This window comes from Mycolicibacterium aurum (genome assembly GCF_900637195.1).
GTDB lineage: Bacteria > Actinomycetota > Actinomycetes > Mycobacteriales > Mycobacteriaceae > Mycobacterium > Mycobacterium aurum.
The window spans coordinates 376460-397378 of record NZ_LR134356.1; the positions used below are offsets into that span (position 1 = coordinate 376460).

Here is a 20919-nt window from a genome sequence, read left to right on the forward strand (position 1 = left end):
GCCTAGGGACCGGGCGAGTGTTCGGTGGCCGGTACCAGCACGCCCTCGCGGAGCAGTCGCCGCACCAGCACGGTGGCGTCGGCGGTGTCGAGGCCGTCGACTGTGCGCGCCTCGGTGACACCTCCGGTGCGCAGTTGGTGCAGAGCCGGCGCGCACATCGACGGCAGTGTGATCGTCTTGTCCGGAAGGCGCAGCATCACCTTGTCATCGCCGACGGGGTCGATGACGGCGTCCAGGCCGCGGCGCCAGCGGACCGCGACGGTGCCGGCCCGCTCTGCGGCTGCGAGCGTGGCGAGAGGACGAACAGGTTCGGGGCGGGTGCGCAGCGCGTGCCGGGACGCCAGCTGTTCGGCCGCGGCCGAACCGAGTTCGGTGGCGTTGTCCCGCAGTCGGTCGACCATCTGGGCGATCACCTTCGCCGCGGCGGCCGCTGTGTCGTCTCGCCGGAAGTGGTCGACGCCCAACGGCAGAGGGGCGCGGAACGTTTCGTCATGAGCCAGTTGGTCGATGACGGCCCGGGCGACATCGAGCACCGTGGTGGCCGAAACCCCGATGGTCAGATGAATCGACGTGGTGTCCAGCGCCTGCGCGGCGTGCACCCAGCCGCGCGGCAGATACAGGGCGTCGCCTTCGGCGAGGACGGTGTCGATCACGGGGTCGCCTCCGACCTGCTCCGCGATCCGGTCGCGGTAGCCGGTCCACGGCTGCGACGGCAGTGGGTGAGCGTGCACCGGCTCGTGCACCACCCAGCGCTTGGTGCCGGCCACCTGCAGGACGAACACGTCGTGGACGTCGTAGTGGAAGTCGAAGCCCCGGTTGCCGGGTGGCGTGATGTAGGCATTCGCCTGGACCGGATGCCCGACGTCGTCGACCATGTGCCGGACGAAGTCGACCACCGGGGGCCAGAGCCGGTGCAAACCCTGCAGGACCACGGTCGCACCGTCGTGCAACTGGGCGAGCACCTTGGCCGGATCCACCTGGTCGGTGATTTCCGCGCCGAATCCGCCGGGTCCGAGATAGGTGTCTTTACCCAGGACCTCGCCTTCTCTGGCCAGCCGGATGAAAGGCGCGCGCACCCCGCGCTCGGCGAGAAGTTCGTCGACCATGCCGGTCGACAACAGGTCACCGAAGTCGCGGGGCAGCGCGCCGGACGCGCTCAGCAGCGGCTTGAGCCCCCAGTACTCCGTGGCGAAGAGCTGGGGGTCGATCGCGATGCAGCGGCTGAGCACGCCGTGACCTCAGGCAGTGCCGTCGGCGCCGCCGTCGTGGCCGTCGGGATTGCTTCCGCCGTCGGCCGGGCCTTCGCCGCCTGCGGTGCCGTCAGCGCCGCCGTCGTGGCCTTCGGGATTGCTTCCGCCGTCGGCCGGGCCTTCCCCGCCGGCGCTACCGTCGGCGCCGCCGTCGTGGCCTTCGGGGTTGCTTCCGCCGTCGGCGGGGCCTTCTCCGCCGCCTGCGGAGGATGTGGTCATGTCATCGTCGTCGAGCGCCATCATGGACCCTTTTCCTTCTTGTCCCCGCTATCCCCGCGAGGATTACCACACGCGCGGGCTGCGCGCGTTGGGGGATTGCCCCGCAGGCGATCCCCCGAAACGCCAGGGTGGGCTTACCCGGCACCCGGCACCCTGAGATTACGGATCGCGGGGTAGCCCGAGGAGGCGTTCGGCGATGATGTTGAGCTGCACCTCGGACGTGCCTCCGTAGATCGTCGTCGAGCGGCCCGCCAACAGGTACTCCGACCACTTCCCGGAGAGCTCGCCGTGATCGCCGATGGCCGCGTCGGTACCGAACGACGAGACACCGAACTCGGCGTATCCCTGACCGGTTTTCATCGACAGCAGCTTGGAGATCGCGGCGGCCGGCATCGGGTCACCGCCGGCGAGCGTCAGCAGCGTCGAGCGCATGTTGAGCAACTTGGCGGCGTGGCCTTCGGCGATCAGCCGGCCGGCCTCGTGCTGTTCGATCTGGTCGAACTGTCCGTCGCGGAGGAACTCGACGAACTGGTCGAGGCTGGCCAGGAACGGCGGTTCGCTGCTTCCGATCGAGACGCGCTCGTTGGTGAGAGTGTTGCGGCTGACCTCCCAGCCGCGGTTCACCTCGCCCAGCACCAAGTCGTCAGGCACGAACACGTCGTCGATGAAGACGGTGTTGAACATCGCGTTACCGGTCAGCTCGCGCAGCGGTTTGACCTCCACCCCTTCTGACTTCATGTCGAGCAGGAAGTAGGTGATGCCCTGGTGTTTCGGAGCACTCGAGTCGGTGCGGGCCAGCAGGGCGCCCCACGCCGAGTACTGCGCGCCGGTGGTCCAGATCTTCTGTCCCGTGATGCGCCAGCCACCCTCGACCTTGGTGGCCTTGGTGGTCAGGCTGGCCAGGTCGGAGCCCGCACCCGGCTCGGAGAACAGCTGACACCAGATCATCTCGCCGCGGAATGTCGGCGGCAGGAAGCGCTGCTGCTGGTCGTTGGTGCCGAACGCGACGATGGACGGGATGATCCATGCCGCGATTCCCATCTGTGGCCGCTTGACCCGTCCGGTCGAGAACTCCTGGGCGATGATGATCTGCTCCACGGGGTTCGACGCCCGGCCCCACGGCTTGGGGAGGTGCGGCTGTACCCATCCGCCCTCGGCGATCGCGGTGAAGCGCTCCTCCTTCGGGATCGCTTTGAGCGCAGCCACTTCCGCCCGGATCTCCTCGCGGAGCTTCTCGGTGTCCGGGTCCAGATCGATGTCGATGGAACGCATACCGGTCGTGGTCGCGGTGTCGACCACCTGCTGCGGATGATCAGCCGCACGGCCGAAGCACGCCGCCAGCACGATCGCGCGCCGGTAGTACACGTTGGTGTCGTGTTCCCAGGTGAAGCCGATGCCGCCGTGCACCTGGATGCAGTCCTGCGTGCAGTGCTGGGCGGCCACCGGGGCCAGTGTCGCCGCGACGGCAGCGGCGAACTCGAAAGCGCTGTCGCCGCGTGCGTTCTCACGATGCTCGTCGATGGCGCGTGCCGCATCCCAGACAGCGGCGGTGGCCCTCTCGGTCTCGGCGATCATGCCTGCGCACTTGTGCTTGATGGCCTGGAACTGCCCGATCGGCCTGCCGAACTGTTCGCGGATCTTCGCGTACGCCGCCGCCGTGTCGGTGGCCCAGCGCGCGACACCGATGGCCTCGGCCGCAAGCGTGGTGGTGATCAGCGCGCGCGCCAGCGACCGACCCAGTGAGCTCAGGACCCTGTCGTCGCCGACCTCGACCGCGTTGGCCCGCACGTGCGCGATGGGACGCAGCGGGTCGACGCTGGCCACCGGCTCGATCTCGAGCTGGTCGGCGTCGATGACCACCCACTCCTCGCCGGATTCGATGGACACGGGCAGCACCAGCACCGAGGCCTGCGCGGCCGCGGGGACAGCGCGCACCTCACCGCGGATGGCGAGTCCGTCGCCGTGGCGGGTCGCGGTCAGGCCCGAGTCGATCGCGTAGGCGGCGATGACGTCACCGGCGGCCAGACCCGTGAGGATCTCGGCCTCGGGATCGTGCGCGGCGATCAGTGCACTGGCGATTGCCGAGGGCACGAACGGCCCGGGCACCGCGCCGTAGCCGAACTCGGCGGCGACGATGGCGAGCTCGAGAATGCCGAAGCCCTGGCCGCCGACCGACTCCGCGAGGTGCACACCCTGCAGCCCCTGATCAGCGGCCGCTTTCCAGTACGGGGGCGGATTGGAGATCGGCGTTTCGAGTGCCTCGTGCAGCACTTCGGACGGGACGGCGCGGGCCACCAGGGACCGCACCGAGTCGGCGAGGGCGTTGTGCTCTTCGAGAATCGCGATGGGCATGGCTACTGCACCTGTTCTTCACGTCGTCGTGGTCGGTCCCAACCGGTTGGTTGGGACCGACGTTACCCCGCCACCTGGTTCACCACGTTGGCTAGGTCGCGACCGTCACGGATCCGTTCGCAGTTGTCCACGGCCAACTCCAGGTAGCGGCGCATGGTGTCGGCGGTGTACCACGTCACGTGCGGGGTGAGCACCACGTTGGTGAGCGTGAGCAGCGGATTGTCGGCGCGAACAGGCTCAGCGGCGAACACGTCGAGGCCGGCGGCGGCCAGCCTGCCGGTGCGCAGGGCGTCGGTCAGGGCATCCTCGTCGACGATCGGACCGCGGGAGGTGTTGACGAGTACTGCGTCGGGTTTCATGCGGGCCAGCGCCTCCCGGCCCACCAGCCCCGCGGTGGAGTCGGTCAGCGGCAGGTGCAGCGAGACGATGTCGGATTCGGCCAGCAGGGCGGGCAGGGTTCGCCACGACGGGTGTCCGTCGTCACCGGTGCTGGTGTGCACGACGTCGGCGCCCATTGCGGCCAGGATGGTCTCGACGCGCTTGGCGACGTTGCCGTACCCGACGAGTCCCACGGTGCAGCCGCCGATGTCGCGAACCGTCTCACCGAGCGTGGGATCCGACGGCCAGCCGGTGCCCGCACGAGTGGCGCGGTCCAACTCGGGCAGCCGGCGCAGCGCCGCCAGCATCAGCAGCAGTGTGCCCTCGGCGACCGACTGGGCGTTCGCTCCGGGCATGTTCGCCACCGCGATGCCGCGCGCCGTCGCGGCTTCCACGTCGATGGTGTTGACCCCCGCGCCCAACTTGTGCACGAGTCGCACCTTGCTCGCCTTCGCGAGATCGTCTGCTGATATCGGTCGCAGCACATGCCAGATCACCTCGGCGTCGGGCAGCTCCCGGTAGAAGGTGTCGTCGTCGTCCTCGGAGCAGTACCGAATGTCCAGCCAATCCTGATGCGGTGCAAGGAAATCCGCGACCTTGCTGTGAGTGGAGCCTGGAACGAAATGCGCGAGAACTCTCACCAGCGGCGCGTGATCCACTTGGCGATGGTATCGGCCTTCTCCGATCGCGCTCCCGGGGTGGTGAAGTAGTGATCGGTGTCGATCGAGCAGAGCGTCTTGTCCTCGCTGCCGAGCGCGTCGAAGATGCGCCGGGCGTCGGAGGGGTACACGCCGGTGTCCTGCTCGGCGTTGAGCACCAGCGCCGGGCAGGTGATGCGGGCCAGATGCGGTTCGGCGCGCGTCTGCGCGTGGCGCAGGCTCCACATGCCCAGCCAGTTGCGGAGCGTGCACGCCGCGGCGATGCCGTGCGTGGATCGGTTGGCCTTGACCGGGACGCCTGCGTAACACATGTTGGCGGGGCGTTTCGTGGGTTCCAGGCTGGGGTCGACCATGCGCGGATCCGCCCACGTGCGCATCACCGTGAACGGCCGGTCGGAGAAGCCGGCGGCGCGGACCCGGACGAGCTCTGCCTCGGCCCAGTCGGTGATGGCCTCGTTACGCGCCACCTGAGCCGCCCGGTAGCGCGCGACGAACTCGTCGGTGAAGGGCGGGCCGTTGCGTTCGCTGAACAGATCGAGATCGGAATTGGTTGTCACAGCGTCATTTTCGTCAACCACCGCCGCGTCCATCCATGCGGTGAGGACGTCGGGGCGGCCGGGGTGCGCCGCGCTGGCCACGTAGCCGTCGGCGGCGGGCAGGTCGTCGAGTCCGGACGCCGGCCGCATCCCCTCCAATGGGGTCACATGTCGGTCGACGGCGTTGGCCTGGTAGGCGGCCATCAACGAGCCGCCCCCCGAATTGCCCAGCAGTATCACGGTTTCGACGCCCTGAACCTCGCGGAGCCAGCGCACGCCGACGCCGATGTCGACGAGGGCGTGGTCGAGCAGGAAACTGCTCTCGAATCCCCGGAACCTGGTATTCCAGCCGAGGAACCCGATTCCTCGGGTGGCCATGTAGTCGGCGAGGTAGTGCTCGGAGAAATCGATCTGATAGTGCGTGGCGATCATGCCCACCTTGGGCTTACGTCCCATGCCCCGGTGGTAGAGCCCCTGGCAGGGGTGTCCACCGGAGCCCGCCCGACGCGCGGTAGGTGAATCCAGGCCGACGAATTCACGTGTCACGCCCGGTGTCTGGGTAGAGGTTGTTCGGCTCACCGCTGTCGGCCCTTCCCATGATGGATGGTTCGAAGGAAGAACCGGGCCTGGGTCGCGATGAGTACGTCCCCGTCTGGATGAAAGTCCTGTGGCTGAGCCTGTTTGGCCGGTGACCAGCTGAGCGCGGCGGGCGAAGTGCGGGCAGAGGAACCGATGGGGACCAGGGTCTGGCGGCCGCGCAGCGTCGGCGACTGTTCACGAGGGCTCACGACCTGCCGCGCTCCGATCATTGTCTCGAAACTGACCCTGATGTTAGATTCAGATCCAGCCTGTGGCCAGCATTTTTGGGAGGCACGCGATCGTGATCAAGCCGCACAACGAGAACACCGAGTTCGAACTGGGCGGCATCAATCACGTCGCCCTGGTGTGTTCGGACATGGAACGCACCGTGGACTTCTACAGCAACGTGCTGGGCATGCCGTTGATCAAGTCGCTCGATCTGCCCGGTGGCATGGGGCAGCACTTCTTCTTCGACGCGGGCAACGGCGACTGCGTCGCGTTCTTCTGGTTCGTCGCTGCGCCGGACCGGGTCGCCGGCATCTCGTCGCCGGAGGCGATCCCGGGAATCGGGGACATCGTCAGTGCGGTGAGCACGATGAACCACCTCGCCTTCCACGTTCCCGCCGAGAAGTTCGACGAGTATCGGCAGCGGCTCAAGGCCAAAGGCGTCCGTGTCGGGCCGATTCTCAACCACGACGAGAGCCCGGCGCAGGTCTCGGCCACCGTGCATCCCGGCGTGTACGTGCGGTCGTTCTATTTCCTCGACCCCGACGGAATCACGCTGGAGTTCGCCTGCTGGACCAAGGAGTTCGGCGACAGCGACACCGGGACGGTGCCGAAGACCGCGGCCGATCGCCGGGTACCGGTGTCGCGCTAGTCCCGGTACAGCTTCGGATCGCCGAGCCGGTCGATCAGCGCGCCCAACTGGGTGGCCAGCTGGGCAGGGGTGAATCTGAGATCCCCCGCCAGCCACGCGCTCAGTGTCTGTGCCACCCCGCCGACCACGAAATGCCCCGCCGCCTTGATTCGTTCGTTCGGGTCGAGCTGCAGCGCGACCCCTGCGTGCTGACCGGAGAGCAGCGCGAACAAGGCGCCGGACTCCGCACGCTTGCGGACCACGACGGGGTTGTCGAGGCGAGCGCTGAAGAGCAGCCGGCCCACCCGGACGTCATCGGAGATGGCGCGCACGATGTTGGCCATGCCCTGACGGCTCTGTTCCCGCGCGGGAGCGGCGGCGACCGCGGCCTGCGTGGTCGCGACGATGTCCGCGATGACCCAGTCGAAGACGGCGCCGACGAACTCGTCCTTGTCGGTGAAGCTCTCATAGAAGTAGCGCGCCGCCAGGCCCGACTGCGCGCAGATGGCACGGACCGTGAGGTCGGCGGGGGTGTGGTGGGCACCGAGCAGGTCGAGACCTGCCTCGAGCAGCCGGCGCCGGCGCTCGGCGACCCGCTGCGGGGCGTCCACCCCGCGATACGGACGAACCTGGCCCATGCGACCCATATTGACACTTGACCGGCGTCGAGAGCAATATCAGGAAACATAGGTTCGCAGATTGCCGCTGTCGCCCGGAGGAGCTGTCCATGACGCTGAATGAGTCGGTGAACGCACCCGTCCCGCTGGTGGAACGTCCGGTGAGCGACAACACCATCGGCGTGCGCCGCAGGAGCGGGAAGTCCGCCGGAGCCGATGACGGCATGCTGGGCCTCGGCCTGCTTGCGGGCCCGGCCAACGTGATCATGCAGCTCGCCCGTCCGGGCGTCGGTTACGGCGTGCTGGAGAGCCGGGTCGAGAGCGGCCGGGTGGACCGCCACCCGATCAAGCGGGCCCGCACCACCTTCACCTACCTCGCCGTATCGACCAACGGCTCCGACGCGCAGAAGGCCGCGTTCCGCCGGGCCGTCAACGGCGCCCACGCGCAGGTGTTCTCCACCGACGAGAGTCCGGTCGAGTATCACGCGTTCGACAGGGACCTGCAGCTCTGGGTGGGTGCGTGCCTCTACAAGGGTGTGGTCGACGTGCATCGACTGTTCGTCGGGGAGATGGACGACGAGACCGCGGACCGGCTCTACCTGCAGGGCCGCGCCCTGGCGACGATGCTGCAGGTCCCCGAGACCATGTGGCCCGCCGACCGCGCGGCGTTCGACCGGTACTGGCAGGCTGCGCTCGACGACGTGCACATCGACGACACCGTGCGCGACTATCTCTATCCGATCGCGGCGTCCCGGCTGCGCGGGGTCACGTTGCCCGCTCCGCTGCAACGGCGATCGGAAGAGCTTGCCCTGCTGATCACCACGGGCTTTCTGCCGCAACGCTTCCGGGACGAGATGCGGCTTCCGTGGGATGCGAGACGGCAGCGCAGGTTCGACCGACTCATGGCAGTGCTACGCACCGTCAACACCGTCTCGCCCACTGTGGTGCGCCAGTTCCCGTTCAACGTTCTGCTCAAGGACGTCGACCGGCGGATGCGCGCCGGCCGACCGCTGGTCTGACCGGCACGCCCGGAACACCGAATCGTCAGTGCGGGCCGGCCGTCGTCGCCGCCACCCGTGCGTCTCGACACCCTGCCTCTGCGGTGCTAACTTCAGCGCAAGTTAGCTTAGCCATACATAAGAATCCGCAAGGGAGAAGGCGGGGGCCGACGCCCAGGCAAACGTCTGGAGCTGGGCGCCGTCGAAACGATCATGGACTTGGGAAGTGACACACTCGTGGTTCCAGCGGGGACGAACCGCGTCGATCAGGACGTGGTCAGCCGGTTCGCCACGTGCTGCCGAGCGCTGGGGCTGTCCGTGCACGAGCGGCGTCGACCTGCGGATATGGTGGCTGCCACGCAAGGGTTCACCGCGCTGACGCGGATCGCGGGAGACCAGTGTGACGCGTGGACGGGACTGGCCGCGGCGGGCGCGGTGACACCCGAGGTGATCGAGGTGGTCTGGCAAACTTCTGCGACCGCAGGGGTGTTGCAGCGCCGGATCGAGCTCGCGCCGGAAGCGCTCGGTTTCACCTACGACACCGGCCTGTACCTCCAGTTCCGTGCGGCCACCCCCGACGACTTCGCGCTCGCCTACGCGGTGTGCCTCAGCGACGCCGCGCGCTACGAGGAGGCCGACGAACTGATCGCCGACCTGCTCGGCCGCCGACCCGGCTGGCTGCACGCGCGGTGGGTCAAGATCGCGATCTACTACCGGGCCGGCCGCTGGGCCGAGGTGGTGCGGATGCTGACCCCACTGGTGACCGACCAGACGCTCGACGAGACCACCGCTCATGCCGCCCGCGTCACCCTCGGTATCGCGCTCGCCCGGTTGGGGATGTTCGCCCCCGCGCTGTCTCATCTCGAGCGGACCGACGGCCCCATCGCGGTGGCAGCAGTGGACGGTGCCCTGGCCAAAGCGCTGTCGTTGCGGGCCCAGGGTGACGAGGACGACGCCCATGAGCTCCTGCAGGAGCTCTACGCCGGCAATCCGGAGAACACCCAGGTCGAAGAGGCGCTCTCGGACACGAGTTTCGGCATCCCCACCACCACCGGAGCCCGTATCGAGGCACGCAGCAACCCGTGGGATCCCGAAACCGAGCCCGGAGAAGCCGATTTCGTCGACCCGGGCGCCAAGGACCGCAAGGCGCATCTACTCGTCGAAGCCGAGGCGGAACTCGCGGAGTTCATCGGCCTCGACGAGGTCAAGTATCAGGTCGCCCGGCTGAAGAGTTCCGTCGCCATGGCGATCCGGCGTCAGGAGCGCGGGCTGGCGGTCGCGCAACGCACCAACCATCTCGTCTTCGCCGGGCCGCCGGGCACCGGCAAGACCACGATCGCCCGGGTGGTGGCCAAGATCTACTGCGGGCTGGGGCTGTTGAAGAAGGAAACCGTCCGCGAGGTGCACCGCGCCGACCTCATCGGCCAGCACATCGGGGAGACGGAGGCCAAGACCAACGCCATCATCGACAGTGCCCTCGACGGCGTGTTGTTCCTCGACGAGGCGTACGCGTTGGTGTCCACCGGCGCCAAGAACGACTTCGGTCTTGTCGCCATCGACACACTGCTGGCCAGGATGGAGAACGACCGCGACCGGCTGGTCGTCATCGTCGCCGGCTACCGCAAGGACCTGGACGCGTTTCTCGACGCCAACGAAGGTCTGCGATCGCGCTTCACCCGCAGCATCGACTTCCCGTCCTACTCACCCGAGGAGCTCGTCGAAATCGCCACGCGGATGGCCGAGAAGCGCGATTCGCGCTTCGAGGAGAACGCCCGCGCCGACATGGAAAGGCTGTTCGCCCACCTCGCCGCGTCGTCCACCCCCGATGCCAACGGTGTCGAACGGCGCAGTCTGGACATCGCCGGCAACGGCCGCTTCGTCCGAAACCTGGTCGAGCGCTCCGAGGAAGAGCGCGAATACCGGCTGGACCACTCCGAGTCCGACGACTTCACCGACGACGAGCTGATGACCATCACCGCGGCCGACGTCGGCAATTCGGCGGGTCCGCAGCTGCGCGGCCTTGGTCTGTCGATACCCGAAGGCCTGACTGTCCCACAACGCCTCACGGACTCCCGGTGAGCGCGCCCGACGGGGACCGGCGCTCGTTCACCTCACGGACCCCGGCCAACGAGAATCCCGATCACGTCACCTACCGTCGTGGCTTCGTCACCCGCCACCAGGTCACGGGATGGCGTTTCGTCATGCGCCGCATCGCCTCCGGCGTGGCACTGCACGACACCAGGATGCTCGTCGACCCGTTGCGCACCCAGTCGCGGTCGGTGCTCGTCGGCGCACTCATCCTGGTGACCGGTGTGATCGGCTGCTTCCTCTTCTCGCTGATCCGGCCCTCCGGGTCCGCGGGCGACGATGCGGTGCTCGCCGACCGCGACACCGCGGCGCTGTACGTCAAACTCGGCGACCAACTGCACCCCGTGCTTAACCTGACGTCGGCGCGGCTCATCACCGGCCGGCCGGACAACCCGGCCATGGTCAAGAGCAGCGAGCTCGACCGGTTCCCGCGCGGCAACCTGCTCGGTATCCCGGGTGCTCCGGAACGCATGGTGGCCAACATGACTCGTGATGCGTACTGGACCGTGTGTGATGCGGCGGCAGGCGACGACGCCGGCGTCACGGTGATCGCAGGGCGGCCCGCCGACGGCGGTGAACGTGCGGCGGCGCTGCCCGCAGGCACCGCGGTGCTCGCCGAGAACGGCGGGCGCACCTGGCTGCTGTGGAACGGCAGACGAAGCGTCGTCGACCTGGCCGACCGCGCCGTCACCGCCGGACTCGGCATCGGCGTCGACATCGTGGCGCCGCGACCGATCGCCACCGGCCTGTTCAACGCGATCCCCGAGGGGCCTGCGCTGGTGACGCCGGTGATCCCCGATGCCGGTCTGCTCTCCGACCTCCCGCTGCCCGAGCAGGTGCCGGTCGGCGCCGTCGTGGTCGCCTATGACGCCGACAACACGCTGCGGCACTACGTCGTGCTCACCGATGGTCTCCAGCCGATATCACCGGTGGTGGCGGCGATCCTGCGCAACACGAACTCCTGGGGACTGGCGCAGCCACCCCGCCTCGATGCCGACGTCGTCGCGCGCATCCCGGAAGCCGCCGCCGTGGACGTCGACGCCTACCCGGCCGACCGCGTCACGCTGGTGGACCCGGCCATCGCTCCCGTGACCTGTGCGACATGGGCGAAACCGGAAGGTGCACAGGAGGGTTCGCTGATTCTGCGGTCCGGGGCGATGTTGCCCGTGCCCGACGGGCAGCGCACCGTCGCGCTGGTCAGCTCCGGCGCCGACGGCGGACCCGCGAACCGGGTCGCCCTTGCGCCCGGAACCGGGTACTTCGTCGACAGCGGCGGATCGCTGTTCTGGGTGAGCGACACCGGCGTGCGGTACGGCATCGAGGACAGCGAGTCCGCCGGCACCGACACCGTGGCCGCCCTGGGCCTTTCCACTGCGCCGCTGCCCATCCCGTGGTCCGTGCTTTCTCAGTTCGCCGCGGGTCCGACCCTGTCGCGTACCGACGCGCTGCTGGCCCACGACACGCTGGCGCCCAACCCGGAGCCGGCCCGCGTGGAGACCACACCCCGGTTGGAGAATCCATGAGCAGGTTGATCTTCGAGCACCGGAAGCGACTTGCCGCACCGGTCGTTCGGCAGGGCACCATCACCATCGAGCCGCCTCCCGAGCTGCCGCGGGTGGTGCCGCCGTCCCTGTTGCGCCGAGCGCTGCCCTACCTGATCGTCATCCTCATCGTCGGGATGATCGTGGCCCTGGTGGCGACCGGTCTGCGGCTGATCTCACCGACCACGCTGTTCTTCCCGTTCGTCCTGCTGCTGGCGGCGACCGCGATGTATCGCGGAACCGACAACAAGATGCGCACAGAGGAAGTCGACGCCGAGCGCGCGGACTATCTGCGTTACCTGTCGGTGGTCCGGGACAACGTCCGGGCTCACGCCGACGAACAGCGTGCCGCGCTGCAGTGGTCACACCCCGAACCAGCCGCCCTGGCAAGCATTCCGGGCACCCGCAGACAATGGGAACGCGACCCGCACGACCCGGATTTCCTGGTGCTGCGGGCCGGGCTGCATGACCAGACCCTCGATGCCACGCTGCGGGTCAAGGACACCGCGGACGAGATCGATCTGGAACCGGTGTCGCACACCACCCTGCGTGGTCTTCTGCAGACGCAGCGCACTCTGCACCGCGCCCCATCCGGAATCGACCTCAAACGACTGGCGCGGATCACCGTCATCGGCGACGACGCCGACGTCGCAGGCGCGCTTCGGGCGTGGATCGCGCAGGCGGTGACCTGGCATGACCCCACGGTCCTCGGAATCGCCTACGCCGGAGCAGGTCTGGAATCGAATGCCTGGTCATGGTTGAAGTGGTTGCCCCACGCCGACGTGCCCGGCCAGATCGACGGCGTCGGCCCCGCCCGTTGTCTGGCCACCGGGCCCGCGGAGTTGCGCCGGCTGCTCGAGCCCGCGCTGGCCGGGCGTGGCCCGTTCGCAGGCGACGCCACGGCGAACTCCAAGCATCTGCTCATCGTGCTCGACGATCCCGACGCCGATCCCGATGATGTCGTCGGACGCGATCTGGCCGGGGTGACGGTGATTCATCGCCGTTCCGCAGATCCCCACCGCGAGCAGTACTCGGATCCGGAGCGACCCATCCTGCGCGTCACCGGCAGCCGGATCCAGCGTTGGCAGAACGGAGCATGGGTCGCCTATGTCGATGCCGCCGACCGGCTCCGGTCCGCGGACGCGCGGCACATCGCACGACGGCTGTCTCGGTGGGATTCCAATCCCAGCCACGGGCGGTCGGCGAGCACCAGCGGGGCGGCGTTCACCACGATGCTCGGAATTCCCGACGCGTCCGCGCTCGACGTCGCCGCGCTGTGGGCGCCGCGCAACCGCGACGACGAGCTGCGGGTCCCCATCGGTGTGACATCCACCGGTGAGCCGCTGATGTTCGACCTCAAGGACGAGGCCGAAGGCGGTATGGGCCCGCACGGCCTGATGATCGGCATGACCGGTTCGGGCAAGTCCCAGACCCTGATGTCGATTCTGTTGTCGCTGTTGACGACTCATTCCGCCGATCGCCTGATCGTGATCTATGCCGATTTCAAGGGCGAGGCGGGCGCCGACATCTTCCGTCACTTCCCCCAGGTCGTCGCCGTCATCTCCAACATGGCCGAAAAAAAGTCATTGGCAGACAGATTCGCCGATACCCTGCGCGGCGAGGTCGCCCGGCGCGAACAACTGCTGAAGGAGGCCGGACGCCGCGTCCAGGGCAGCGCGTTCAACTCGGTCACCGAATACGAGAATGCGATCGCGGAAGGCCACGACCTACCGCCACTGCCGACCCTGTTCGTGGTCGCCGACGAGTTCACCCTGATGCTCGCCGACCACCCCGAGTACGCCGACCTGTTCGACTACGTCGCGCGCAAGGGTCGGTCGTTCCGCATCCACATCCTGTTCGCCTCCCAGACGCTGGACGTCGGCCGGATCAAAGACATCGACAAGAACACGTCATACCGGATCGGCCTGAAGGTGGCCAGCCCGAGTGTCTCCCGCCAGATCATCGGTGTGGAGGACGCGTATCACATCGAGTCGGGTCGGGAGCACAAGGGCATCGGCTTCCTCGTGCCCGCCCCGGGCGCCCTGCCGATCAAGTTCCGCAGCACCTATGTCGACGGCATCTACGAGCCGCCGCGAGTGGACAGATCCGTTGTTGTGCATGCGATTCCGACACCGCAGCTGTTCAGCGCCGGCTGGGTCGACCCCGAACCGGACACCGTCATCGTCGACGACGGCGCCGATGTCGACGTGTTGCCGCCACGCAAACTGATCGCGACGATCGGCGACCAGCTGGCCCACTATGGACCCCGTGCACCCCAGCTGTGGCTGCCCCCGCTGGAGGCGGCCATCCCGCTGCAGAATCTGCTCGAACGCTCAGGGATCGGAGCCGGACACCTGCGCTGGCCGCTCGGCGAGATCGACCGCCCGTTCGACATGCGGCGCGATCCGCTGGTGTTCGATGCGACGTCCGCGGCGGGCAACATGGTGATCCACGGTGGACCGAAGTCCGGAAAGTCCACGGCACTGCAGACATTCGTGCTCTCCGCCGCCACGCTGCACGCCCCTGGCGACGTGTCGTTCTACTGCCTCGACTACGGCGGCGGTCAACTGCGCACCCTGGAGGATCTCGCGCACGTGGGCAGCGTGGCCTCGCCACTGGAACCGGAGCGGATCCGCCGCACATTCGGCGAGCTCGAGCAGCTGCTGCGGGCCCGGCAGAGGCACGGTGCGACCCGCAACGGCGACTACCGCGACGGCTACGGCGAGGTCTTCCTGCTGATCGACAACCTCTACGCGTTCAGCCGCGACAACACCGACACCTTCAACACCCGGAACCCGTTGCTCGCGAGGGTGACCGAGCTTGTCAACACCGGTCTGTCCTACGGCATCCACGTCGTGATCACCACCCCGAACTGGCTCGAGGTGCCGCTGGCGATGCGCGACGGTCTCGGGCTTCGGCTGGAATTGCGGTTGCACGATTCGCACGACAGCAACGTGCGGGTGGTGGGGGCGCTTCGCAGGCCCGCCGACAGCGTGCCGGTCGACCAGCCCGGGCGCGGTCTCACCATGGCCGCCGAGCACTTCCTGTTCGCCCGACCGACACTCGGGTCCATCGCCGCACTCAACGCCCGTTATCCGGGACAGAGCGCGCCACCGATCCGGCTGCTGCCGACCAACCTGGCGCCGTCGGCTCTCGGGACGCTGTATCCGGCCCCGGAGCAGGTGGCCATCGGGCAGCGCGAAGAGGATCTGGCTGCGGTCACCGTCGACTTCACCGACAATCCGCTGCTGATGGTGTTCGGCGACGCCAAGACTGGCAAGACGACGTTGCTGCGCCACCTCATCCGCACCATCCGGGAGAACTCGCGTTCCGACCAGGTAGCCTTCACGGTCATCGACCGGCGTCTCCAACTGGTCGACGAGCCGATCTTCCCCGACAACGAGTACACCCCCAACATCGACCGGGTCCTGCCCGCCATGCTGGGCTTGTCATCGCTGCTCGAGAACCGAAGGCCGCCTGCGGGTCTGAGCCCGCAGGAGCTGAGTGGCTGGACGTACCGCTCAGGGAATGGGAACGGAAACGGGAACGGGAACGGCGCGGGTAACCACCTGCACTACCTGATCATCGACGATGTCGACCAGATTCCGGATGGTCCCGCGGTCAGCGGTCCCTTCGTCGGCCAACGTCCGTGGACCGCGCTGATCGGGCTGCTGGCGCAGGCTTCCGACCTGGGTCTGCGGGTGATCGTCACTGCCAGAGCGGCCGGGTCGGCCCACGCGGTCATGACGGCCCCGCTGCTGCGCCGTCTCAACGACCTGCAGGCCACCACCCTCATGCTGTCGGGAAATCCTCAGGACAGCGGCAAGATTCGGGGGCACCGGTTCAGCCGGCTGCCCGTCGGGCGCGGCATGCTGCTCGACGCCACCGATACGCCGACGTTCGTCCAGCTTGTCAACCCCCACGCCGCCGACGGTGCGGCCGCCCAGTCGGGACGCAGCGGAAAGGAATACAGCTGATGACCCTGCGAGTAGTCCCAGAAGGTCTGACCGCGGCCGGCGCGGCCGTGGAGGCGCTGACCGCCCGGATGGCCGCCGCCCACGCCGCTGCCGCTCCGTTGGTGACCGCTGTGCTGCCGCCCGCGGCCGACGCGGTGTCACTGCAGACCGCCGCCGGATTCAGCTTCAGCGGCGCTGAGCATCAGACGGTGGCCGCCCAGGGCGTCCAGGAACTCGGCCGGTCCGGGATCGGTGTCGGTGAGTCCGCGGCCAGCTATGCCAGCGGCGACGCGATGGCCGCCTCGACCTACGTGATCGCCCGGGGCTGACATGACAGCACCGGTATGGATGGCGCTGCCGCCCGAGGTCCACTCGGCGCTGCTCAGCAGCGGCCCCGGGCCGGGCTCGCTGCTCGCGGCGGCCGGTGCCTGGCACTCGATGAGCGTCGAATACTCCGCTGCTGCAGCAGAACTCACCGGCATCCTGGCTGCTGTGCAGGCCGGCTCCTGGGAAGGTCCGAGCGCAGAGCGGTACGTCGCCGCCCACACCCCCTACCTCGCGTGGTTGGCCCAGCAGAGCGCCACCAGCGCCGCCGCCGCCGTCCAGCACGAGACCGCGGCCGCCGCCTACTCGACCGCGGTCGCGACCATGCCCACGCTGCCGGAACTGGCGCTCAACCACACCACCCACGCCGTCCTGGTCGCGACGAACTTCCTGGGGCTCAACACCATCCCGATCGCCGTGAACGAGGCGGACTACGTCCGCATGTGGATCCAGGCGGCCACCACGATGGCGACCTACCAGGCGGTGTCGAGCGCCGCGCTCGCCGCGACGCCCGCGTCCACCCCTGCTCCGTTCGTGCTGCTACCCGGAGTCGGCGAGGCGGGCGCCGCCGCAGCCACCGGCACCGCCTTCGCGGCCCAGGCGCGAGCTGTCGAATCCGGAGCGGCACTCAATGTTTCGAACATCATCGAAGAACTGCTGAAGTTCTACGGTGAGATCCTGAGGTTCCTATTCGAGCCCATCATCAGGTTCCTGATGGACCCGATCGGCAACACGATCCAGCTGATCACCGACTTCCTCACCAACCCCCTCCAGGCACTCATCACATGGGGCCCCTTCCTCTTCGCGGTGGCCTACCAGGCCATTTCCTGGATCGGCGCCTCGATCCTGTACCCGTCGCTTCTACTGCTCCCGCTGCTGATCACGACGCTCGCGATCGTGGCGGGTGTGCTGGAGCGCCTGCTGGAACTGTTCAACCTGCCACCGGCAGAGGCTCCGGCCGAAGAGCCCGCCACCCAGTCCCCGGCGCCGGCCCGGGCCGATCAGCAGAACGTTCCCCCGGTGATGACCTCGCCCCCGGCGCCGAGCAGTGCCCCGATCTCGGCCAACACGGTCAGCACCGGAACGGCGCCCGCCCCGGGTGCGCCGGCTGCTGCCGCGGCGCCGATCGTGCCGTATGTGGTGGCGGGCCGGGACCCGGGAGAAGGCTTCTCGCCGACGGCGCGTGACACGACGGGGGCCAAGGCCCCGGCCGCGACCATCCCCGCGGCCGCCTCCGGTGCCGCCGCCTCCGCCGCGGCGCGGCGCAAGCGCCGCCGCAAGCAGCAGGAGGACATCAAGGGGCGCGGATTCGCCGATGCCTATCTGGACTACGAGGACGAACCGGATGTGGAGCAGCCGCCGCGGACCGAACCACGGGTCACCGCCTCCGGACGAGGCGCCGGTCCGATGGGTTTCTCCGGCACCGTCGGCACCTCCACCGACGCGGCGACGGGCCTGACCACACTCGCCGGCGACCGATACGGCGGCGGGCCCACCTCGCCCATGCTCCCCGGCACATGGGATCCGTCGGCCGACCCCGATGGCGCCGCCACCACCGACGATCCACCAGATAACCACCACCGGAAGGAAAAACCATGAGCCTCTTGGATGCTCACATCCCGCAGATCGTGGCGTCGGAGGCGGCATTCGGCGCCAAGACGGCGCTGATGCGCAGCACCATCGCGCAGGCCGAGCAGGCGGCGCAGTCCGCGCAGGCATTCCACATGGGCGAGTCGTCGGCCGCGTTCCAGGCCGCCCACGCCCGCTTCGTGGAGGTCTCGGCGAAGGTCAACGCGCTCCTGGACATCGCGCAGGCAAACCTCGGCGACGCCGCAGGCTCCTATGTGGCCGAAGACGCCGCAGCCGCAAGCAATTACACCGCCATCTGATCCGGCGCACCGACAGCACCAGGGAGAACCTCGATGTCACAGATCATGTACAACTATCCGGCGATGCTCGCTCACGCCGGCGAGATGAACAGCTACGCGGGCGCTCTGCACGCCGTCGGCGCCGATATCGCCGCTGAGCAGGCCGCGCTGCAGAACGCCTGGCAGGGCGATACCGGCGTGATCTACCAGGCGTGGCAGGCGCAATGGAACACGAGCCTCGAGGAGCTGGTCCGGGCTTACCGGGCGATGGCCGGCACCCACGAGATGAACACCACGTCGATGGCCGCACGCGATCAGGCCGAAGGTGCGAAGTGGGGCTGATCGGTTCCAGTGGGCGCTAACGCCGTCGAGCTGACCGCCGACGCGGCCTGGTTCCTGGCCGATGTCCTTGGTGCCGGGTCGTTCCCCTGGGTACTGGCGATCACGCCGCCCTACAGCGATCTCGCGCATCGCGAGACATTCGAGGAGGACCAGACCGAGCAGCTGACCCGAATGGGGGTCATGAGTACCGCCCGCGAGGTGGACATCTCGGTGGCGCGGTGGATCCGGTTGGTCTGCAGGCCCACTCAGTGGCTTGAGCTCCGGTTCGTCGGTGACCGCGGGGCGATGCTGCGCGGCATCGTCGCCCGCAGTGCCGCGGGAACCGTCGTGGCGCTGCGCACCGGCGGACTGATCACCCTGACCGAGATGGACATCGACCACCCGCATGCGCTGGTGCCGGTGCTCACCATCGGGCTGTCCGGGCAGACACCCGCCCGCTTCGAGAGCTTTGCGTTGCCTGCCCGCGTCGGCGCATCCGCCGACGATCAGATCCGCAAGGGTGCCTCGGCCCATGACCTGCTCGACTTCCTGGGTGTCCCCTCATCCGCGCGCCCCGTGGTGGTGGCCGCGTTCGAGGAGTCCCGCAGCTACGTCGAGATCGTCGCCGGAGCGCACCGTGACGGCCACCGGGTCAGCACCGACATCGGGGTCAGCATCGTCGACACCACCCTGGGCCGGGTCCTGGTCAGCCCGGCCAAAGCCTATGACGGCGAATGGATATCGACGTTCGCCCCGGGCATCCCGATGGCGATCGCGGCGGCGGTCGAGCGTCTGACCGCCGAACTGCCCGACGGCCGCTGGTTCCCCGACCAGGCGGTCACCCGAGACTTCGACGAACCCACGTCAACACGAACAGGCCAGAGAGAAGAGAAATGCCAGAGTCGGCTTTGAGCACCAGTTCCGTTCTCGGTGCGGGTGGCACGGTGATGCCCATCGTGCGGGTCGCCGTCCTCACCGCGACGGTGGACGACGACGGCGCCGCGGACGGCGCGGGACGTCTCACCGAGATCGCGCTGCCCGCCGAGCTTCCCCTGCGTGAGGTCATCCCTGCTGTACAGCGCATCGTGGCGCCCTCCGACGAAACCGTCGGGGCGGCGGAGCTGCTGAGCCTCGCGCCCATCGGTGGCGCGCCGTTCAGCCTGGACGCGACGCTGAACACGGTGGGCGTGGTCGACGGCGACCTGCTGGCGCTGCAGCCCGTCCCGTCGGGCCCGCCTGCCCCACGCATCGTCGAGGACATCGCCGACGCCGCGATGATCTTCTCGGCGGCACGCGAACGACCCTGGGGTATCGCCCACATTCGCAACGGCGCCACCATTGCTGCCGTCGGGCTGATCCTCGTCGCGACCGCGCTGGCCGTGGCTCACCGTGCCGTCACCGGCTCGCTGATCGGCTTGTTCGCCGTCAGCGGCGTGGCGATCGCCGCCGTCCTGGGTGCTCTGGTGGCACGGACGGGGTCACCGCGACTGGCGACCGCGCTTGCCGCCGCCGCGCTGCCGTCCGTCGCCGCCGCGTTCGCGCTGGCGGTGCCCGGCGCCTTCGGCCCCGCGAGTGTCCTGCTGGGAGCGGCGGGCGTGGCCGCCTGGTCGATCATCAGCATCACCGTCGGCGAACGCGCGGTCGCGCTCTTCACCGCCGCCGCCGCGTCGGCGCTGGGTGTGCTGTCGGCCGCTGGGGCCGCGTCGCTGTGGACGTTGGACACCGTGAGCGTGGGCTGTGGCCTGATCCTGGTGGCTCTGGTAGTCACCGTGCAGGCCGCGCAGTTGTCGGCTCTGTGCGCGCGCCTACCGGTACCCGTCATCCCCGCGCCCGGCGATCCTGCGCCGTCGGCCCCTCCGTTGCGGGTACTCGCGGATCTGCCGCGCCGCATCCGCGTCACCGACGCGCACCAGACCGGGTTCATCGCCGCGGGCGTTCTGCTGGCGGTGGCGGGGTCGGTGATCCTGTTGTGGCCCGCCGTCACCGGTGACGGCGCAGCGTCGCCGTGGGCCTGGTATCTGGTGGTGGCCACCGCGCTCGCCGCCGCACTGCGGGCACGAGTGTGGGATTCGGTCTCCTGCAAAGCCTGGCTGCTGGGACACGCCTACCTCGTGTCCTCGGTGCTTCTCGCGATGTTCGCGGCACACGGGAACTACGCCGCCGCCTGGTGGGCGCTGGGCGTACTGGTGGTGCTGGTGGCCGTGTGGGTTGTGGCGGCACTGAACCCGCAGATCACGCGGCCCGACAGCTATTCGCTGCCGATGCGCCGGGTGCTGGGCTTCGTGGCTGCGGCTCTCGACGCGTCGGTGATCCCGGTGATGGCCTACCTGGTGGGACTGTTCGCGTGGGTACTGAACGGCTTCTGAGCGTGGGTGCG

At 68.6% G+C, this 20919-nt stretch carries 17 protein-coding genes; 11 read left to right on the forward strand and 6 right to left on the reverse strand.

All coding sequences use genetic code 11. From position 1 onward, the window contains the following. Positions 1-2: 2 nt before the first annotated feature. From EL337_RS01790 to EL337_RS01810, 5 genes are all read right to left on the reverse strand, one after another. Positions 3-1229 carry a cupin domain-containing protein gene (locus EL337_RS01790; protein WP_048632488.1) on the reverse strand — a complete coding sequence of 409 codons (1227 nt, stop codon included), beginning with the start codon at positions 1227-1229 and terminating at the stop codon, positions 3-5. A 9-nt stretch (positions 1230-1238) separates the two neighbouring features. Further along, positions 1239-1490 carry a hypothetical protein gene (locus EL337_RS01795; RefSeq protein WP_048632625.1) on the reverse strand — a complete coding sequence of 84 codons (252 nt, stop codon included), beginning with the start codon at positions 1488-1490 and terminating at the stop codon, positions 1239-1241. A 138-nt stretch (positions 1491-1628) separates the two neighbouring features. Next, entirely contained in the window at positions 1629-3821 is a 2193-nt protein-coding gene (locus EL337_RS01800; protein WP_048632487.1) for an acyl-CoA dehydrogenase family protein, read from the reverse strand. A 62-nt stretch (positions 3822-3883) separates the two neighbouring features. Next, on the reverse strand, positions 3884-4840 hold the full coding sequence (locus EL337_RS01805) for a 2-hydroxyacid dehydrogenase (RefSeq protein WP_048632624.1): 957 nt from the start codon (positions 4838-4840) through the stop codon (positions 3884-3886). Further along, a complete protein-coding gene (locus EL337_RS01810) occupies positions 4837-5973 on the reverse strand; it encodes an alpha/beta fold hydrolase domain-containing protein (RefSeq protein WP_048632486.1) in 1137 nt (378 codons plus the stop codon). The genes EL337_RS01805 and EL337_RS01810 overlap by 4 nt, the downstream gene beginning before the upstream one ends. Positions 5974-6274: 301 nt before the next feature. On the opposite strand from EL337_RS01810, the gene EL337_RS01815 reads away from it, so the two are divergent. Further along, positions 6275-6850, forward strand: coding sequence for a VOC family protein (locus tag EL337_RS01815; RefSeq protein WP_048632623.1), 576 nt, complete (start codon positions 6275-6277; stop codon positions 6848-6850). Here the strand turns inward: EL337_RS01815 and EL337_RS01820 are convergent. Continuing rightward, positions 6847-7476 (reverse strand): TetR/AcrR family transcriptional regulator, encoded by a 630-nt coding sequence (locus EL337_RS01820; RefSeq protein ID WP_048632485.1) that lies wholly within the window; start codon positions 7474-7476, stop codon positions 6847-6849. The two genes, EL337_RS01815 and EL337_RS01820, sit on opposite strands and share 4 nt — an antisense overlap. 80 nt (positions 7477-7556) lie before the next feature. Between EL337_RS01820 and EL337_RS01825 the strand changes: the two genes are divergently transcribed. The 10 genes from EL337_RS01825 (at position 7557) to eccD (ending at position 20908) form a co-directional block, all read left to right on the forward strand. Beyond that, positions 7557-8465 carry an oxygenase MpaB family protein gene (locus tag EL337_RS01825; protein ID WP_048632484.1) on the forward strand — a complete coding sequence of 303 codons (909 nt, stop codon included), beginning with the start codon at positions 7557-7559 and terminating at the stop codon, positions 8463-8465. A gap of 192 nt (positions 8466-8657) precedes the next feature. Beyond that, positions 8658-10523 carry a type VII secretion AAA-ATPase EccA gene (eccA, locus tag EL337_RS01830; RefSeq protein ID WP_083443074.1) on the forward strand — a complete coding sequence of 622 codons (1866 nt, stop codon included), beginning with the start codon at positions 8658-8660 and terminating at the stop codon, positions 10521-10523. Next, positions 10520-12055, forward strand: coding sequence for a type VII secretion protein EccB (gene eccB / locus EL337_RS01835; protein ID WP_048632483.1), 1536 nt, complete (start codon positions 10520-10522; stop codon positions 12053-12055). The genes eccA and eccB overlap by 4 nt, the downstream gene beginning before the upstream one ends. Beyond that, positions 12052-16050 carry a type VII secretion protein EccCa gene (gene eccCa / locus EL337_RS01840; RefSeq protein WP_048632482.1) on the forward strand — a complete coding sequence of 1333 codons (3999 nt, stop codon included), beginning with the start codon at positions 12052-12054 and terminating at the stop codon, positions 16048-16050. The genes eccB and eccCa overlap by 4 nt, the downstream gene beginning before the upstream one ends. Further along, positions 16050-16358: a PE family protein gene (locus EL337_RS01845; protein WP_048632481.1), complete on the forward strand. Its 309-nt coding sequence runs from the start codon at positions 16050-16052 to the stop codon at positions 16356-16358. Before eccCa ends, EL337_RS01845 begins: the two co-directional genes overlap by 1 nt. A 1-nt stretch (position 16359) precedes the next feature. Further along, a complete protein-coding gene (locus EL337_RS01850; protein WP_048632480.1) occupies positions 16360-17952 on the forward strand; it encodes a PPE family protein in 1593 nt (530 codons plus the stop codon). Further along, positions 17949-18242, forward strand: a complete 294-nt coding sequence (gene esxG / locus EL337_RS01855) for a type VII secretion system protein EsxG (RefSeq protein WP_048632479.1) — start codon at positions 17949-17951, stop codon at positions 18240-18242. Before EL337_RS01850 ends, esxG begins: the two co-directional genes overlap by 4 nt. A gap of 33 nt (positions 18243-18275) precedes the next feature. Beyond that, positions 18276-18563 (forward strand): WXG100 family type VII secretion target, encoded by a 288-nt coding sequence (locus EL337_RS01860; RefSeq protein ID WP_048632478.1) that lies wholly within the window; start codon positions 18276-18278, stop codon positions 18561-18563. A 9-nt stretch (positions 18564-18572) separates the two neighbouring features. Then, complete coding sequence (locus tag EL337_RS01865; protein WP_048632477.1) at positions 18573-19454, forward strand: ESX secretion-associated protein EspG; 882 nt, start codon at positions 18573-18575, stop codon at positions 19452-19454. Next, complete coding sequence (gene eccD / locus EL337_RS01870; protein WP_048632476.1) at positions 19436-20908, forward strand: type VII secretion integral membrane protein EccD; 1473 nt, start codon at positions 19436-19438, stop codon at positions 20906-20908. Before EL337_RS01865 ends, eccD begins: the two co-directional genes overlap by 19 nt. Positions 20909-20919: the final 11 nt, after the last annotated feature.

Coding starts and splice junctions, on each gene's coding strand:
- EL337_RS01825 (WP_048632484.1), top strand. CDS start 7,557: ATGACGCTGAATGAGTCGGTGAACGCACCCGTCCCGCTGGTGGAACGT.
- esxG (WP_048632479.1), top strand. CDS start 17,949: ATGAGCCTCTTGGATGCTCACATCCCGCAGATCGTGGCGTCGGAGGCG.
- eccA (WP_083443074.1), top strand. CDS start 8,658: ATGGACTTGGGAAGTGACACACTCGTGGTTCCAGCGGGGACGAACCGC.
- EL337_RS01820 (WP_048632485.1), bottom strand. CDS start 7,476: ATGGGTCGCATGGGCCAGGTTCGTCCGTATCGCGGGGTGGACGCCCCG.
- EL337_RS01845 (WP_048632481.1), top strand. CDS start 16,050: ATGACCCTGCGAGTAGTCCCAGAAGGTCTGACCGCGGCCGGCGCGGCC.
- EL337_RS01800 (WP_048632487.1), bottom strand. CDS start 3,821: ATGCCCATCGCGATTCTCGAAGAGCACAACGCCCTCGCCGACTCGGTG.
- eccD (WP_048632476.1), top strand. CDS start 19,436: ATGCCAGAGTCGGCTTTGAGCACCAGTTCCGTTCTCGGTGCGGGTGGC.
- EL337_RS01860 (WP_048632478.1), top strand. CDS start 18,276: ATGTCACAGATCATGTACAACTATCCGGCGATGCTCGCTCACGCCGGC.
- eccCa (WP_048632482.1), top strand. CDS start 12,052: ATGAGCAGGTTGATCTTCGAGCACCGGAAGCGACTTGCCGCACCGGTC.
- EL337_RS01795 (WP_048632625.1), bottom strand. CDS start 1,490: ATGGCGCTCGACGACGATGACATGACCACATCCTCCGCAGGCGGCGGA.
- EL337_RS01850 (WP_048632480.1), top strand. CDS start 16,360: ATGACAGCACCGGTATGGATGGCGCTGCCGCCCGAGGTCCACTCGGCG.